This is a genomic window from Alteribacter populi, assembly GCF_002352765.1.
GTDB lineage: Bacteria > Bacillota > Bacilli > Bacillales > Salisediminibacteriaceae > Alteribacter > Alteribacter populi.
Window position 1 is genome coordinate 873,340 of record NZ_KZ293963.1, and the last position, 16,168, is coordinate 889,507.

Sequence of the window (16,168 nt, forward strand, 5' to 3'; positions counted from 1 at the left end):
TTGTGGGGCCGGATGTGTAACTGGTGTTTGCCGAAGTCTTCAAAACTTTTTGAGAGACGCGTGCCGTCTCTGCTGGGTTCGATTCCCAGACGGTCCCGCCAAACCTTAAGCTTTAACAGCCTCGCCGTTTTCCTGCAAGTGCAACAAGTATAAATGTAGAGACTGCCCAAGAAGAATTGATAGCAGAAATCAATTCAATCCATACTAGCGGTTACAGTTACTCAATACAATTTGTCATGTGACTCCTATTAAGACTTCACTTTACTATCATTTCATTTCAATTCCACACGGTGAATCTCTCCCCCGCGACTTGCAAAAACAATGCTGTTATTATAGACAGCTGGTGAAGCTTCAATGTTGTATCCGAAGTTCATGTTATCAAGGAGTTCCCCGCTGTTTCCATCGAGTATGTGGACATTTCCTTGTGAGTCTGCCTGAATAAGGTACCCGTTTCCATCTTCATCATAAACATCAACAGCGGAGCTCCAGGCATAATGCGGCATCTCCCACGTCCAAACTTCTTCTCCTGTTTTTTTATCTAAAGCTATCATGATTCCGGCGTAGCGCTCGTTGTGACGAGCGACTGTAAAGATCACCATGTCTTCTATGTTCTCTTTTCCAAGTACAGGTGTGGCAAGGACGCCTCCTACAACACCTGGATAGTAAAACGCTGTGTAGCTTTGTTTCCACAATACTTCACCTGTTAGTCCGTGGATTTTTCGAATATAACTTTCTCCGTCACGACCGACATTATCAACCTCACTTCCTGTATAAAGATACGGAACGTCTTCAATGACTTCTAAGACAACCGTCGCATCGGTATCGTCTAATGCCGGGAGTGCCCAAACTGGTTTCATCGTTTGTAAATTAACCGCAACAATGGATCCGCCATTGTCAGCAAAATAAGCGAGGTTTTTATGAACCGCCACAGAGTTTTCGATGCCTTGGTAAGCATTGCCGTCTACCTGATATCGAAGCTTATGCTCTTCAGGATCAATCGTAATCTCGCCTTCGTCTTTATTAAAATGAGTATTTAATTTCACTCGATAAAATACACCGTTTTCGCCACCAACGACCATCGTATCGGTCTCGCGGTTGATTAATGCCGAACCATCAAATGCCCCCCATTCTCTGTAAGCAAAGGCATCGACACCCGGAATGTGATAAAGAAGTTCTCCATCAATCAAACTATAAATATAAAAGCCTACCCTTCCGTGTTGGGGCACACCATCTCCAACGTAGAGAAGAGGATATCCACGACTATCAATCGATAAACTCCCTTTGATTGGATTTTTCACCGTGATTGCGTCCCTCGTCTCTTTCCCTGTTTCTAAATCTAAAAAATAAATGTTCCCGTCAAGTGACCCCTGAATGACTTCTACAAATTCGTCATTTTCTTTAAACTCATCAACTATATTCATCATTTTCCTTACATCGTCAGGCCATTTTACAATCGCCGGCTGGCCGGTCCATCCTGCTCCTCCGCCCCAATCAGGATTAAAGCCCGTTCTAAAACTCCAGGAATTTTCTATTTTCATTTGTTCAGCATCAATCCGTCCAAATGAAGGCGAATCTCGGTAGGGACCACCGCGAAAGTTAAGAACACCGCTAATTTCAGTATAAATCTCCGGAAAAAAAGCATCTTTTTCTATGTAATCGGATTCAAATTCATCACTTCTTGCAATCTCAAAGTGAAGGTTTTCTGTATTGTAGTTTTGGATATCAATCGCTTCATAGTTATCCTTCTCTTCTTCAACCGGATTGTTTTCCTTCTTCGCGCTAATGAATACATCGTCCTCATAGAAATTCTGCTCTTGATTTTCTAACCCTTCGTCACTGTTAGTCTCCTTATCTAAACTTTCCACTTCCTGAGCTTGACCAGCACTCCCATCAGCAGAAGAAAGGGTACATCCTGTAGTAGTTAGAAAAAGACAAGAACAAACGAGAAGAAATAGTTTGTTTTTCACATAACATCATCCCTCCTAAGTGTTATTTCTCAAATTAACATAGGGTTTTTGTGTATTTTGTCATAATTTTCAGTCTTACAATGAAAGTTTTTCGACATTTATTCTTATTAGTTAGGGCCAATGTCCTTTACTACAATTGTATGCCTGCTTCTTTTTTTATTTGTAAGGACCGTTTCTACGACTAATGAATCAAAAATATAAGCGGCACCTTTTTTTCACTATTCTTTCTTTTTAAAGTACGTTACGATTGGGAAAAGAAAAATGCGAGGAGGAATGATTATGGGACACATACGTCTTCAAGGTTTGTCAGAGGAGTTGGCAGATGAACTACTTAATTTCGAAGTTAATAACCGTACTTTTTTTGAAGAAGTGATCCCAGGCCGCGGTGATGATTTTTATCAGTCATCGCAGTTTCTAGAAAATTTAAAATCACTTGTATTGGAATCCACTGCAGGGAAATGTTATATGTACGTTGTTAAAAATAGCAGCGGTGAGATTGTTGGGAGAATTAACCTTGTGGATGTACAGGAGACGAATGATGGATTAAAAGTGGCAGAAATGGGATACCGTATCGGTGAAGCTCATAAAGGGAAAGGGTACGCAACCGCTGCCATCAAACTAGCTGTAGAAGAAGCAATTAACCAAAATATTGACCTCCTTATTGCCACTACGAGTACTGATAACATCGGATCTCAAGTTGTCCTCGTAAAGAATGGATTTCACGAAGCAGGGGTATTGAAAGAATCTCTTGAATTTCGGGGCCAGTGGATCGATGGGATCCGCTATGAAAGAGTTTTACGTTAAGTGTCCTGTGAGGAGGGACTTGGAAGCATATTGATTTTGCTCACGTAAAAAAGCATGAGCTATCTCTAAGAGAAATACTCATGCTCGTTTACTATTTCCTATGCCTTCACCGCTCCACGGCAGTAACTCATGATCATATGGTGAAGGAGTTTTTCATTTACATAGATCATTCCTTTACCTGCTTGTTCAAGAAGTTTCTTCGTATTAGTATCATTGAAAGCGACATTCTTACTCAAGTACGTTTGAAACACCGCAAGCGGTTCATTTAATCGTTGCTCTTCTTTCGTTAAATAAGGCATATATTCGTTCGGTTTTAATACGACGTTATCAAGTTGGAGGGCTTCTTTAATAATTGAAAAGATCGACCCATTAGATAGCTCATATCCATTGGTAATATGATAAATTTTGTTACGTTCGGCATACTCTACTCCTGCAAGCAGCACTGTAACCACATAGTCTACAGGAACAAAGTTTGACGGTGTGTCTTCATTACATAAAAACGTAAAGGTTTTTGAACGTTCTTCCACCTTACGATCCATTCTTTTCTTAAACAATTGAAAGCTTCGCAGTAAACCATACAAGGCAAAGTTTGTTTCAGCTTCCCCAGTAACAGAATCGCCTATTATAATGGATGGTCTGAAAATACTTACGTCAAATTCATCGCGATATGAGTATACGAGATGCTCTGCGTGACATTTACTTTCTTCATAGCTGTTTACAAAATCACCATCGAGCTCATGGAGCGTTTCTGTTGCGTACTCTTTCATACCAAGTGTGTAAGCGGTACTAACATGGTAGAATTTTTGTACCCCTATCAATTTCGCAAGCTCTAAGACATTTTTTGTCCCTTCAACATTCGCTTTGAAAGAGGCTTCCCTTTCGCTATCATCGAATGATAAATAAGCGGCACTATGGTAAATCACATCAATCTTATCTCTTTTAAGCTCTTGAAGTTTACTTTCATCTATAGCTAATTGAGAGTCTGATAGGTTACCAAATACAATATGGAAGTGCTTGTGAAGTTCCTCTGGAATCTTCTCTATTAATTCCTTTTGTTTTCGTTCACTTCTCACTAATGCATATACAGTGTGACCTTTTCTTAATAGACCTTCCGTCAATTTTTTCCCGACGAAACCTGTTGCTCCTGTCACAAAAATATTCAAGTGACCCACTCCTTCTGATAGATTCGCATAAGGTGCCATGAAACTATATTTAAATACGTCCCTTCGTTTTTCCTTTTGTGGAAATTAACGGATAAAACGCTTGTCTAAATCGTATTTGTGTTACTATATCGTGACTTATTCTATGATAACATTGTTTTCCCCTCAATAATAAGGTATATTTGTAATTACATGTTTTTGTATATTAAAATAGCCTTTAAATGAGGGTTCTCTATGTTATTAAACTTTCACAGCTTTGAAACGAACCATACAGATGAATGGATTATTTTTTTCCACGGTTTAGGTGGGAACCATTCAATTTTTTATAAACAAATTGAAAAATTCAAGGAACATTACAACCTCTTATGTATCGACTTTCCTGGCCATGGCCAGTCGCCTTCCTTCGAGGAACAGGATTACCTTTCTTTAACGGGACGTAAAGTCGTTGAGCTAATGGACCATTTAAACATTCAATCAGCCCATTTTGTAGGTGTTTCCCTTGGAACGATCGTCATGCAGGAAGTTTCTTTAAACCATAGTCACCGAATCAAGTCAATGGTGCTTGCTGGTGCTGCTTCTCGTTGGTTAAAATGGGGAGAATTGCTAGGTAAATTGACGTTATCTAAGCCGATTCGTAAACTACTTCCTTATATGGTTCCTTATTCTATTTTTGCCTTTCTATTACTACCAAAAAGGAACCACCGCAACTCGAGAGCAATTTTTATTCGTGAAGCTTTTAAACTTGGAAAAGACGACTATCATAAATGGGCATTTGTGGCACGAGATGCCTATAAAACCTATGAAAAACTAAAGCCAAGTTTGAACACGATTCCAAAACTCTACGTTTCTGGATCAGAAGACCATATGTTTCTTCGAGGGATCAAACGCTTTGTTAAGAAAGAGGCATATTCCAAGCTCAATATTATAAAAAATTGCGGGCACGTATGTAATATCGAAAAACCGGATGATTTTAACGAAATCGCTTTAGCATTTCTGCAAACAATAAGCCACTTTCAACATCCAAAAAATGCAAGCGCTATTTAAAGATAAAGTAACCAATAAAGAAAAGTGCAAGCCGCGTTCATTTCAACCACATGTTTTAAGTCTCCTGGATGCTTTGCCCTAGAGACGAGCGGCGTGAAGGTAGCTGTCCACTTATAAATTCCTCTATATAAAAACAACAAAACGCTTGGGTTTTATTCAAGCGTTTTGTTATGAAAATAAAGCTCTTATCCATTTTTCAAAAACTGTCCGGTATAAGAAGCCTCGTGTGCGGACACTTCATTTGGCGACCCTTCTGCAATAACATTTCCCCCATCTTCTCCACCATCCGGTCCAATATCAATAACCCAATCAGATTCAAGAATAATCTCGCTATTATGCTCAACTACAATAACAGTATTTCCAGCGTCGACAAGCTTGTTTAATAACAACAAAAGCTGTTTTACATCGCTCGGATGTAAACCAGTTGATGGTTCATCCAAAATATAAAGCGTGTGAGCGGTCTTTTGTTTGTTCAATTCTTTCGCCAGCTTCAAACGCTGCCCTTCTCCTCCAGATAACGTAGTAACAGATTGACCCCACTTTAAATACCCAAGTCCAACCTCACATAACAGTTGAATGATCTTTGAAATTTTCTTTTGATCCTCAAACAATTCTAAACTCTCTTCAATGCTCATATCAAGAATGTCAGAGATCGTATACCCTTGATAAGTAACTAATAGAATGTCATCGTTGAACCTTCTGCCGTGACATTTCGGGCATTGAACCTCTATATCCGGCAAGAAATGCATGTTGACCGATACAACACCGAGTCCTTGACAGTGCTCACATCTTCCACCAGTCGTATTAAAAGAAAAATGCTTCGCCGTTAACTTATTTCGCTTTGATTCAGGTAATCCGGAGAATAGATTTCGTAGTAAGGTAAACACATCCGTGTAGGTGGCAATGTTTGAGCGCTGCATCCGGCTAAGAGGAGACTGGTCAACCGTAATCATTTTTTTAACGTCTTCAAGCCCGGTAATTTTCTCACAACCATTGTAGTACCGCCTGTCTACATGACCCGAGGCAAGTAAATCAAATAGTAACGTCGATTTACCAGAGCCAGAAACACCTGTTACAGAAACAAAACAACCTAGTGGGAACGAGACAGTTATGTTTTTTAGATTATGCCGATATGCGTTATGGATCGTTACATAACGTCCAGTCCCTCTTCTATCATCTCTATCTATCAGGGTGTCCTCTCTTAGGTGTGCCCCCGTCACCGAATGCTGTTGCTCCTTTAATTCATGCAATAGACCTCGCCCGACGATACGGCCGCCGAACTGGCCTGCGCCGGGTCCCATGTCAATCACATGATCAGCTTCTTGCATCACTTGAAGATCGTGTTCAATGACAAGGACAGTATTGCCTAAATCCCGCAGTTGTTTCAGTACTTTAACTAGGCCTCTTGTATCCTTCGGGTGCAGCCCCGCAGTTGGTTCATCAAGGATGTAAAGTACGCCTGTTAGTCCAGATCCAAGAATAGAGGCTAATCGCAGTCGTTGTGCCTCCCCACCGGATAAGGAAACAGCTTGTCGGTCCATCGATAGATAACCAAGTCCGACATCAACAATTCTCGTAGCTTTAACTACTAAATCATGAATAACCGTTTCCACGATCGATTCGTCTTCTTGAATAAGGTTATTTTGAAGGTTTTTCAACCAAATGAGTACATCTTTTAATGAAGCTCGTGATAGCTCGGTAATGGTAGTTCCTGCAACCTTTACAAGCCGACTCTCTTTGTTTAACCGCTCCCCGTGACAATCATGACATGGTTGTTTTAAAAAATAGGATGCCTCACCAGAATTTCCATCCTTCTCTTTGTACCTTCTCCACATTCCAGTAAGAACACCTTCAAACTTCCCTTTCCCCACACTTTTAGGAGGTTTAATACCTGGAAAATGAGCTGAAAAAACCTCACTTTCAACTCCATAATACAAAAGATCGCGTTGAATATCGTTATAATCTTCTAAAGGAAGGTTTACGTCAAAATCGAATTCATAATACTTAGCCGCAGCCTCTAAAATACTAACCTGGTACTCAGTGAGTGAATCAAACCAAAACGTCACAGCTCCATCTCGTAAACTAAGGTTTTCGTTAAAGACGACTCCGATATTGATATCGACCACATCGCCCAGCCCACTACATGTCTGGCATGCTCCTTCTAACTTATTAAACGAAAAATGACTCCTTGTTAACCTCTCCATCCTATGCTGACAAGTTGGACAATCAATGAACTCGGCATACTCTGAAACTTCTTGTTCAAAAACATGGGCTTCATTTAATTTACTTTCAAAAGAGGGTAATATCCTTGTTTGACAGTTAGGACAAGTACGTTCTCCTAATTTTTCATATACAAGACGCAAATAGGTATACATGTCAGTAACGGTACCAACTGTAGAACGGGGATTACGGTTCGTAATATGTTGACCGACACTAATTGATGGAGATAAACCGACAATGGAGCCGACTTTCGGTTTACTAAACGAATCTGAGACCATTCCGCTTGATTCCATGTATTGTCTTTGGCATTCTCTTTGTAAAATATCCATCGCAAGGGTCGATTTTCCAGATCCTGATGGACCTGTTAAAACTACCAGCTTATGCTTTGGAATTTCAAGTGAAATATTTTTTAAATTGTTCTCTTTTGCATCCTTAATTGTGATTACATCTTTCAATTGAGTACCTCCCATTAATCAATTTTGAAAAATAGTGGAGGGCCCTAACCACTTTTTTCACTCTACATATTTACTTTACAACATTTATGCAAGTGCAAATGCCTTTGTATTTTCATTTTGTTATTATAGTAACTGCAATTTAAAACCTTATCACGGTACTTTAATCTTTTACTTTCACTTTTATCGTAAAAACCGGCACCCTTTCTAGTGCCGGTTCAATTAAGACAATTGCTGTTCAGCAAATTCTCGGTATAACTCATGTGAGTGTGTCAATTCGTGATGGGTTCCAATACCTGTGACTCGTCCTTTTTCAATGAAAATGATTTTATCAGCATCGACGATCGTCGATAATCGATGCGCAATAACGAATGTTGTACGCCCTTCCATCAACCGGGTTAATGCTTGTTGAACGACACTTTCTGATTGACTATCTAGGCTTGCTGTTGCTTCGTCCATCATGAGTAGTTTAGGGTCTCTTAAAAAAGCACGGGCAATAGCAATTCGCTGTCTTTGCCCGCCTGATAGTTTCACACCACGCTCTCCAACTTCTGTGTCTAATCCTTTTGAAAAAGTTGTAATAAATTGATCGGCATAGGCCATCTTTGCAACTTCCCATAAACGTTCATCGGATATCCTTTTCCAATCATCCAAGCCATAACATAAATTTTCGCGAATGGTTCCTGCCATCATCGCGCTTTCTTGAGAAACGTAACCGATTTGGCTCCGCCAAGACAATAACGAGAAATCACTAATAGGCGTACCCCCGATCTGTATTTCACCTGCAGTTGGCTCATAAAAACGTTCCAGTAATCCAAACATCGTTGTTTTACCGCCGCCACTCGGCCCTGCAAATGCGATCATTTCCCCGGGCTGCGCTTCAAAAGATACACCAGCAAGTACAGGCTCGTCCTTACTATAAGCAAATGACACATTTAAAACATGAAGCGGTTCGTTTGTAATGTCTTTTTCTATACCTTCCTGACCGTCTTCAGGAGGTAATTCTAAAATGTCGATGATCCGTTCTGTTGCTCCTTTGGCTTTTTGTAATTGTGTAAAAAACATCGCAAATGAGGTAATCGGCATGATGATTTGAAATAAGTACAGCAAGAAGGCAACAAGTGAGCCAGTTGACATCGTTCCATTTGCAACCCTAATTCCACCATAACCAACAATCACTACGACCACTGCCATCACGATAAAATACATAAGTGGACCAATTAGAGCAAATATGCGAGCTTCCTTTAATCCATATCCAAGCAATTTTTCAACACCAGTTATTCCTTTTGTCTCTTCAACTTGTTCAGCATTTGAAGATTTCATTAGCCGAACTTCACTAAGCGTTTGTTGTATATTACCTGTAAATTCAGCCGTTTCATCTTGTAAACCACGTGATATCTTTGCCATTTTTCTACCTAAAGGAATCATAATTGCGACCGTAATCGGAACTGAAATCAACATAAATAATGTCATTTTCCAATCCATAATAAGTAAAATGATAACCGCACCCAAAATAGAAATAATTCCTGAGATGAGCTGTGGAAAGTGTTGTGAAATTAAATCTTTTACAATACCCGTATCATTAACGACACGACTAACTGATTCACCACTTGTTTTTTTATCAAAGTAACTTACTGGCAGTCGAATGAGTTTTAACCACATAAACTCTCGCAAGCGAGCGACAATTTGTTGACCTACTGCTGCTAGTAAATAAGTAGATACCCCATCGATAACCGCTTGCACTATAAAGACTACACCAATGGCAATGATAAGAGTGATGCTGATTGAAGCTACAGAAAACCCATCTACTAATTCTCTTGTTAGTAATGGTATTGAAAGACCTACAAGGGTTGTCAAAACACTCCCTATTAACCCTACTGTCAGTGCCAATTTCGGAACTTTAGTTGATAAAATAAGGGATATAAATGGCTTTAAGCCATCCTGATTTTTTTCCATGTTCTATTACTCCTATCCATTCGATAACTAATTGAAAGTACAGATTTAATGTTGGACCCCCAGTTTATTCGCGTAATTTAACTTACAATTAAATTTTATGACATTCATGCAAATGATAAAGTTCTTATGAATTAACGTTGAATTTAAATGGATAGTTTATAAAACATTACCACGTTAGTTTAAACTATTTTAAGTGTTTGAATGGACCAACTCATGATTAAACGCTTGGAGATTCCAAGCGTTTGTTTATCTCTTCATTGGTCTTGGATTATGAGAACGTAATTCATTCCTCCAGCAGGTTAAGAATTGTACATAGATTATATAATTCATGTACACCATGAAATTGTTCTCTATTCAGCCAGTGGATACTACTTAAAGAATCCTGCATAACTTGTTTTGCCTTTCCAACACTCTGATGTTCAATAGCACCGATCACTTCTTTCATATTTTCCAGATAAAAAACCGTGCTGCGCAGTGTTCGAATCAAAAGGATTTGTCGTACGTGCGTGCTGTTGAAAGTCCGATAGCCATTGTCCTTGTTCCGATTTGGGCGAATAAGCCCCTCTCTTTCCCAGTGGCGAATGGCTGAAGCTGCCACGTCCGTGAGCTTAGAAACTTCACCAATCGTCATTTCATCTTTAACTCGTCTCTCATCAATTTGATTTAACATTGGGTGTTGTAAGAGTGTCATCGTCTTATCTGCTAGAGTTTTTTCATGATTCAGAGCTGCTTGTGCTTCATTTACAAGCCAAAAAGCCTCGTCTACTTCACCTTGTTGAACATGTTTCATAACATTAGAAGTAAGATTCATACCAAAACCAGAATTCATTACTCGTATACAACGAAAATACGCCAAGTGCTTTTCCTCATAAAGTCGATACCCATTTTTTGCTCGCTTTGGTGCTGGTATAATTCCCCAAGATTCATAATGACGTAATGCACTTGTACTTATATGAAGCTTTTTTGCAATATCAATTGGTTTGTAATACATAGATTCCTCATTTCATTCATTGCTCGATTGTTCTTCCCCAAATGATGCTCAATAAGAAGAATAGCCTTATCTTAGAAAGTCGTCAATCAGAGCATTCACAGCAGAGGGGTTATCTCTATTTGTTGCATGATTGGCGTCTTTTATAATTTCCCACCTGGCATTGGGGATGGTTTCGGCCATATACCGTTGCTGATGTTTGATCATATAATCTTGCTCTCCTTGAATTATCAGCACAGGGCAAGAAATATCTTTTAAATCATCCTGAACGTCCATCTCCGTTAAAGCTTGCCATATCTGAGACCAATCTTTTCTTGTAAGTGATTGCACGGCTTCTTCAATAAATGACTTATTTGCCGGATTAAACCTGGAAAAATAATAACCTTGAGCCTTCGCAAAAGCACGCATAGGCATGACGTAACTAAGCATCCTTTGCATAGGCACAACTAATCGTTCATATCGGTTGAAACGAAAAGTGCATGGTGCTCCGATCAGAATGAGTCCTTTTACTCGCGCTGGATGTTCGATCGCTGTTTGCATCGAAATAATCCCGCCCATCGACAGCCCGCACAAAGTAACCTTGTCAATCCTTAAGTAATTCAAGAGGCCGACTAAATCTTCTGTAAATGTTTTACTCGTAAATGGTTCACCATCATCCTGTGATTTACCGTGCCCTCTAACGTCCCACGTAATGACACGATAGGCTTTTGAAAATTCCTCTACTTGAGGGTCCCACAATTGATGGTTCCAAGAGGCGCCATGTGTAAATACAATCGGTTCACCTTCTCCATTATCTTCATAATACAGCCGGACATTTTTCCCATAATAAAATGGCATCAATCTCTCCCCTTTTTATGACTGAGCTCAGAAGTACACCTTCATTTTACCTATATATTCCATATTAAACAATGATTTAACTCATAATAAAATTACTTTTTTAGTTAACATAATAAAATTACCGTCCTCTTCATAAATAGTTGGAATGAATCGTTTATTTGTGATTATAAATCAATGAAGGGCATCGTTTCACCAGGCAATGATCGAAGCGAATGTTTGCCCTTCATGCATAGCGGGTAAACTCAAATGATGGAGAAGGACACTTATCAATGACCGAGGTGAACACTAAATGAACTTGCTGGTAACTTGTACAATAATACTGTTTGTATTTTTGTCTCTTCGATTAACCCAAAAATTTTCGAAAGTATCTGCCAAACAATGGTGGATCAAATACCTCCCATCTTTCATTACTTTTTGTGCTGCATGGTTATTTTTTATTAAAGCTCATTATTTTTCTACGTTATATCAACCCATTATCGATATGACGTTAATGATTTTATTTTCTAGTATGAGTGTAATTTCCTTTATGATCGTCTTTATTTTTAACCATTTTTCTGAATCATGACCTTACATAGTTAGTAGATCGTTACCATGTTAACTACATTTTTTTAACCAAATACTTAACGATATCAGGACATCTTCCCAAAATCGAGCGTGTCGTTTTCTCTTTTCTATCCCTAACACTTTTCACTTTCCTAAGATTATCGTAAAATAGGGATAGAAAGTATTTGAGGTGAAGATCATTGGCGAACGATTTGTTTATGTGGTTCATCTTCTTGTGGTCTGTTTTATTGATGGTACTCGTATCCATCGGTGGATTTTTTATGTTTCGAAAATTTTTAAAGAAGATGCCTAAAGAAGATGGAAAATCGATACTAGACTGGCAGGACTATTATATTCATGAAACGCTGCATCTTTGGAGTGAAAAAGATAAATCGTTTTTAAATGAGCTCGTAGAACCGGTTCCTGAGTTGTTTCGGGATGTAGCAAAGGGGAAGATTGCGGGCAAGATCGGCGAATATGCACTGGAGGAAAAAGCTGATCGAATGACTGAAGAGCTAATTATTAAAGGGTATATCGCAGCAACCCCGAAACGAGATCATAAATTCCTCGTTAAAAAGTTGCGTGAGAAAAACATTGATATTAATCAATACGAAGCCTATTTCCAACAATAAATCACTTCGTTTTTCTAACATCAAAAAACCCAATGCCAGTTATGGTGTTGGGTTTTCTGATTGCAACTGCCAGTCGCCTGTGTTTGCTGTTTGAGTACGTTTGAATTCTTTCTCAACTCGCTTAAATTTAACAAGCATAGCAACACGCCAAGGAAGAATCATTCCAAAAGCGAGGACAAAAAACATGCCAGCAAGTTCTTCTACTTGAATATGATGACCTAAAGTAAGTTTAAAAACGACTCTTAAAGCAAGAAGACCAAGCAAAATAAAAGCAAAAACTTTTGAACGCTTCATATATATGTTTTCATCTCGAATTTCAAACTTGGATGTTTTGATTAATAGGATCGAAAACAGCAGCCCTACCGCAAATGCTTCAAGAAATTGCAACGCTGTAATACGCGCAGGATCATATAAAAACATAAGAAAACCTGTTGACATGGCAATGGGAGGAATAATTATTTTTCGGGTATTTGCTGGTTTTTTCATCGCCTTCATGCGAATAAAAAGGGCAAACAGCCCCATAAACACCGCTAAGACTGTAAATAAAATTGCATACACGGCCCAGTACCTCCAAACTCTATTTCGGTAATTGTACTCTCATAGTATAGCATTAAGAATAGTCTCACACCACCCTGGTCACGTGGTATCAAAATCCGTCAGTTAAATGAACCAATTTCATAATGATTCCTAATAAAATGATACCAATTCAGAATTATATTTTAATCGTATTTTTTAGTTGTATATGTGTTAATTATACGTACGACTCTATGAAGCTCCGTTGGACTGCATCTGCTCACTTTCCGCGGACGAAACGCCAAGTCCCGTTTTTCCGCAGGAGCATTCCTGTCGGATAGGTTTTACCCCTATTGATAAAAAAAGGATCCTCCGATATGATGCAAGGTGCAAAAACAAACCAGCAATCACAAAGGAGGAACCCTTCATGAATCGTAGTAGAAATGAACGAATTAATCAAGTCAACGAAAACACTCTAGTTATTGGAATCGATATTGCAAAAAAGAATCACTATGCCTGTGCCGTCGATTTGCGCGGACGCGAATTAACGAAAGTATGGCGCATCCACCAGTCAAAAGATGGTTTCATCCATTTTGAGCAGGCTGTTAGACAACTGATGGAGACACACAACAAATCAAATGTGCTCATCGGTTTTGAAGCAACCGGCCACTACTGGATGAACCTTGCGGCTATGCTGGAGGCTTTCGAATTCCCTTTTGTCATCGTCAATCCAATGCATGTAAAACAATCCAAGGAAATGGACGATAATTCTCAAACGAAGAACGACGCTAAAGATGCACGCGTTATAGCGAAACTTCTTCCTAACGGCTATTTTAGTATACCGCGGAAGATGACAACCGCTGAACATCACATGAGGCATGGATCCGCAATCCGGGAACGATTACGAAAAGATATCTCTTCCGTAAAAAACAGGATACAGCGATGGAAGGATCTTTACTTTCCGGAATTCAATCAAGTCTTCAGTGAATTGGGCCAACAAGCTCTTGCCGTTTTAAAGCTGACACCTCTTCCCCAGGATGTTCCACATTTGTCTGTCGAAGAGATGGTCAGGCAACAGAAGAAAGCTGGCGCCAAGTATGCTGGGAAACCCAAAATGGTGACCCTGATTGAAGTGGCTCGTCACTCTATTGGCGTAACACGCAGTCAGGAAATGTCACGGCTGGAGATTCGCAGCCTTGTTCAACAGCTGGAACTATTGGAATCACAACTTGAAGAGGTGACTTCCCAGATGGTTGAGCAGGCCCAGTCATTAGAAGAGTTTCAGTACCTCGTCTCCATTCCGGGAATCAGCGAGAACACTGTAAGCGAGTTATTGGCTGAAACAGGCTCTATGCGCAATTACAGGCATCCACGCCAACTCATTAAGCTAGCGGGACTTACGTTGCGTGAGAACAGTTCAGGTCAGCATAAAGGCACAAAGAAGATCTCTAAACGCGGAAGAAAACGACTACGAGCCTTACTTTATAAAGCGATCCTTCCGCTCATTCAGAACAATGCAAGCTTTCGTCAACTGTACATGCATTATCACTCACGGGAACAAAATCCACTGACCAAGAAAGAAGCAATGGTTGTGCTATGCAGAAAGCTGCTTCAGGTGTTCCATGGACTTAGCAAGAAACAGGCAATGTTTGACCCTGAGAGAATGTTGATAGACTCTTCCAACTATCCTCAGAACAAGGCAGCGTAAGGCTTCACAGTGCTTTAATGTACCTTTGACAACACAGGCACAGAGATTCGGCAAGACGGAGACTTTAGACGCCCAGTAAAGGGCAGTCCATGCAGGAGTAAGAGTCCGAGATCTGCGTCAGGCAAGACCCAACGAAGGAATGTAGGCACTTGATGCCAGGAGACATGGGAGGGTAAGTCACCTGATTGTAGCAGAGTTTTTCTCGTGTGAATTACACCTATATATGGAAATGTATCCCACATTCCCAACGCAACGCGTAATCTCTAAATACAGTAAATGTATTTACAAGAATTATGTGGACCTTGGCAGTCGGAGGCGAGTACAAAAAAATTTTAGGGCCTCAAAATCCAGGCGGACCCCCGCCATATCAACTTTTCCTGAGGGAGTCTCGCAGATTGCATCCAACTACGCAGGGGGCTAAAAAGACTCTCTTGTCGTACAATAGACAAGAGAGGTTTCCTCCCATTTCATTTAGTTTGTTTGGTCACTTACTAAATTCAACATTTGGGGAGGTACTCTTTGTTTCATGTATTAGAACCGTTGAGCCACATAAGCTTAGAATTATGAAATTCATTCAAATAATTGAAAATCCTTTAATAACTTCTTTTATAAAGGATATCCCCACAAAAAATGTTATTTTTTTTACAATTTCTATAACAAAAAGCCAGACCCTTGTGTGGGCCCGGCTTTTTTTGTTCACCTAAATATTAGATAGCATCAAAGCCTTGATCGTCGATTTCTTCTTTCAGTTTATCAAGAGATACATTCGCTTCATCATATTGTACCGTAACATTCTTTTCTTTCAAATTCACTTCAGCCATTTGGACACCATCGACACTTTTCAATGCACCTTCAACAGAAGCTTTACAATGGTCACAGGTCATGCCTTCAACTTGAATCGTTTCTTTTTTCATTTTTTATCCACCTCTTGATTACATTTTTTTAAAAGGATTATGAACGAGAAAACTGTTGAATGACTTTCATCAGTTCTTCGATGGCTTCGTCACCGTCTCCATGTTGTACTGCATCTGCTACACAACCGCGTGTATGATTTTCCAATAAACTATACCCGACTTTTTTTAAGGCAGCGTTGATCGCGGATAGTTGAACAAGGACATCGACACAATAACGATCATCTTCTACCATACGCTGAATCCCTCGAACTTGTCCTTCAATCCGCTTCAGACGGTTAACAAGCTTTTCCTTGTCTTCTTCTGACCTCATTGTAGTCGTATCTGGATGCTCAGGGACAAGTTCGATGTCTAATTCCTTCGACAATCCTCTCACCTCATTTCTACTTATACCATACCCCTGGTCGGTATAGGTTGTCAACTAAACTAATTG

At 39.6% G+C, this 16,168-nt stretch carries 13 protein-coding genes and 1 tRNA gene; 5 read left to right on the forward strand and 9 right to left on the reverse strand.

What is annotated here, in order from left to right; genetic code table 11:
* The first annotated feature begins 4 nt into the window (after nt 1-4).
* Nucleotides 5-101 (forward strand) — tRNA-Sec (locus CDZ94_RS21160).
* A 171-nt stretch (nt 102-272) separates the two neighbouring features.
* Here the strand turns inward: CDZ94_RS21160 and CDZ94_RS04300 are convergent.
* Nucleotides 273-1,967 (reverse strand): outer membrane protein assembly factor BamB family protein, encoded by a 1,695-nt coding sequence (locus tag CDZ94_RS04300; RefSeq protein ID WP_096435287.1) that lies wholly within the window; start codon nt 1,965-1,967, stop codon nt 273-275.
* 279 nt (nt 1,968-2,246) lie between these two features.
* Between CDZ94_RS04300 and CDZ94_RS04305 the strand changes: the two genes are divergently transcribed.
* Nucleotides 2,247-2,771, forward strand: a complete 525-nt coding sequence (locus CDZ94_RS04305; protein WP_157811970.1) for a GNAT family N-acetyltransferase — start codon at nt 2,247-2,249, stop codon at nt 2,769-2,771.
* Nucleotides 2,772-2,869: 98 nt separating this feature from the next.
* Here the strand turns inward: CDZ94_RS04305 and CDZ94_RS04310 are convergent, their stop codons facing one another.
* Nucleotides 2,870-3,934, reverse strand: coding sequence for an SDR family oxidoreductase (locus CDZ94_RS04310; RefSeq protein ID WP_096435289.1), 1,065 nt, complete (start codon nt 3,932-3,934; stop codon nt 2,870-2,872).
* A 231-nt stretch (nt 3,935-4,165) separates the two neighbouring features.
* Here CDZ94_RS04310 and CDZ94_RS04315 point away from each other — a divergent pair, with 231 nt between their 5' ends.
* On the forward strand, nt 4,166-4,975 hold the full coding sequence (locus CDZ94_RS04315) for an alpha/beta fold hydrolase (RefSeq protein WP_096435290.1): 810 nt from the start codon (nt 4,166-4,168) through the stop codon (nt 4,973-4,975).
* Between the two features lie 185 nt (nt 4,976-5,160).
* Here the strand turns inward: CDZ94_RS04315 and uvrA are convergent, their stop codons facing one another.
* The 4 genes from uvrA to CDZ94_RS04335 form a co-directional block, all read right to left on the reverse strand.
* Nucleotides 5,161-7,650 (reverse strand): excinuclease ABC subunit UvrA, encoded by a 2,490-nt coding sequence (uvrA, locus tag CDZ94_RS04320; protein WP_096435291.1) that lies wholly within the window; start codon nt 7,648-7,650, stop codon nt 5,161-5,163.
* Nucleotides 7,651-7,869: 219 nt separating this feature from the next.
* Entirely contained in the window at nt 7,870-9,603 is a 1,734-nt protein-coding gene (locus CDZ94_RS04325; protein ID WP_096435292.1) for an ABC transporter ATP-binding protein, read from the reverse strand.
* 283 nt (nt 9,604-9,886) lie between these two features.
* Complete coding sequence (locus CDZ94_RS04330; protein WP_096435293.1) at nt 9,887-10,594, reverse strand: MerR family transcriptional regulator; 708 nt, start codon at nt 10,592-10,594, stop codon at nt 9,887-9,889.
* Nucleotides 10,595-10,660: 66 nt separating this feature from the next.
* The gene (locus tag CDZ94_RS04335; RefSeq protein WP_096435294.1) at nt 10,661-11,428 is read right to left on the reverse strand and encodes an alpha/beta fold hydrolase; all 768 of its coding nucleotides are present in this window, start codon (nt 11,426-11,428) and stop codon (nt 10,661-10,663) included.
* 761 nt (nt 11,429-12,189) lie between these two features.
* On the opposite strand from CDZ94_RS04335, the gene CDZ94_RS04345 reads away from it, so the two are divergent.
* On the forward strand, nt 12,190-12,603 hold the full coding sequence (locus CDZ94_RS04345; protein WP_096440585.1) for a DUF2621 family protein: 414 nt from the start codon (nt 12,190-12,192) through the stop codon (nt 12,601-12,603).
* A gap of 39 nt (nt 12,604-12,642) precedes the next feature.
* On the opposite strand, the gene CDZ94_RS04350 is transcribed toward CDZ94_RS04345, so the two are convergent.
* On the reverse strand, nt 12,643-13,161 hold the full coding sequence (locus tag CDZ94_RS04350) for a CcdC family protein (RefSeq protein ID WP_096435296.1): 519 nt from the start codon (nt 13,159-13,161) through the stop codon (nt 12,643-12,645).
* 382 nt (nt 13,162-13,543) lie between these two features.
* Here CDZ94_RS04350 and CDZ94_RS04355 point away from each other — a divergent pair, with 382 nt between their 5' ends.
* The gene (locus tag CDZ94_RS04355; protein WP_096434449.1) at nt 13,544-14,824 is read left to right on the forward strand and encodes an IS110 family RNA-guided transposase; all 1,281 of its coding nucleotides are present in this window, start codon (nt 13,544-13,546) and stop codon (nt 14,822-14,824) included.
* A gap of 707 nt (nt 14,825-15,531) precedes the next feature.
* Here CDZ94_RS04355 and copZ read toward each other — a convergent pair.
* Both copZ and CDZ94_RS04370 read right to left on the reverse strand, forming a co-directional pair.
* Nucleotides 15,532-15,738: a copper chaperone CopZ gene (gene copZ / locus CDZ94_RS04365; RefSeq protein ID WP_096435298.1), complete on the reverse strand. Its 207-nt coding sequence runs from the start codon at nt 15,736-15,738 to the stop codon at nt 15,532-15,534.
* A 37-nt stretch (nt 15,739-15,775) separates the two neighbouring features.
* Nucleotides 15,776-16,048, reverse strand: coding sequence for a metal-sensing transcriptional repressor (locus CDZ94_RS04370; RefSeq protein ID WP_096440587.1), 273 nt, complete (start codon nt 16,046-16,048; stop codon nt 15,776-15,778).
* Nucleotides 16,049-16,168 lie beyond the last annotated feature (120 nt).

Coding starts and splice junctions, on each gene's coding strand:
- CDZ94_RS04305 (WP_157811970.1), top strand. CDS start 2,247: ATGGGACACATACGTCTTCAAGGTTTGTCAGAGGAGTTGGCAGATGAA.
- CDZ94_RS04315 (WP_096435290.1), top strand. CDS start 4,166: ATGTTATTAAACTTTCACAGCTTTGAAACGAACCATACAGATGAATGG.
- CDZ94_RS04325 (WP_096435292.1), bottom strand. CDS start 9,603: ATGGAAAAAAATCAGGATGGCTTAAAGCCATTTATATCCCTTATTTTA.
- CDZ94_RS04330 (WP_096435293.1), bottom strand. CDS start 10,594: ATGTATTACAAACCAATTGATATTGCAAAAAAGCTTCATATAAGTACA.
- CDZ94_RS04335 (WP_096435294.1), bottom strand. CDS start 11,428: ATGCCATTTTATTATGGGAAAAATGTCCGGCTGTATTATGAAGATAAT.
- CDZ94_RS04345 (WP_096440585.1), top strand. CDS start 12,190: ATGTGGTTCATCTTCTTGTGGTCTGTTTTATTGATGGTACTCGTATCC.
- CDZ94_RS04355 (WP_096434449.1), top strand. CDS start 13,544: ATGAATCGTAGTAGAAATGAACGAATTAATCAAGTCAACGAAAACACT.
- copZ (WP_096435298.1), bottom strand. CDS start 15,738: ATGAAAAAAGAAACGATTCAAGTTGAAGGCATGACCTGTGACCATTGT.
- CDZ94_RS04370 (WP_096440587.1), bottom strand. CDS start 16,048: ATGAGGTCAGAAGAAGACAAGGAAAAGCTTGTTAACCGTCTGAAGCGG.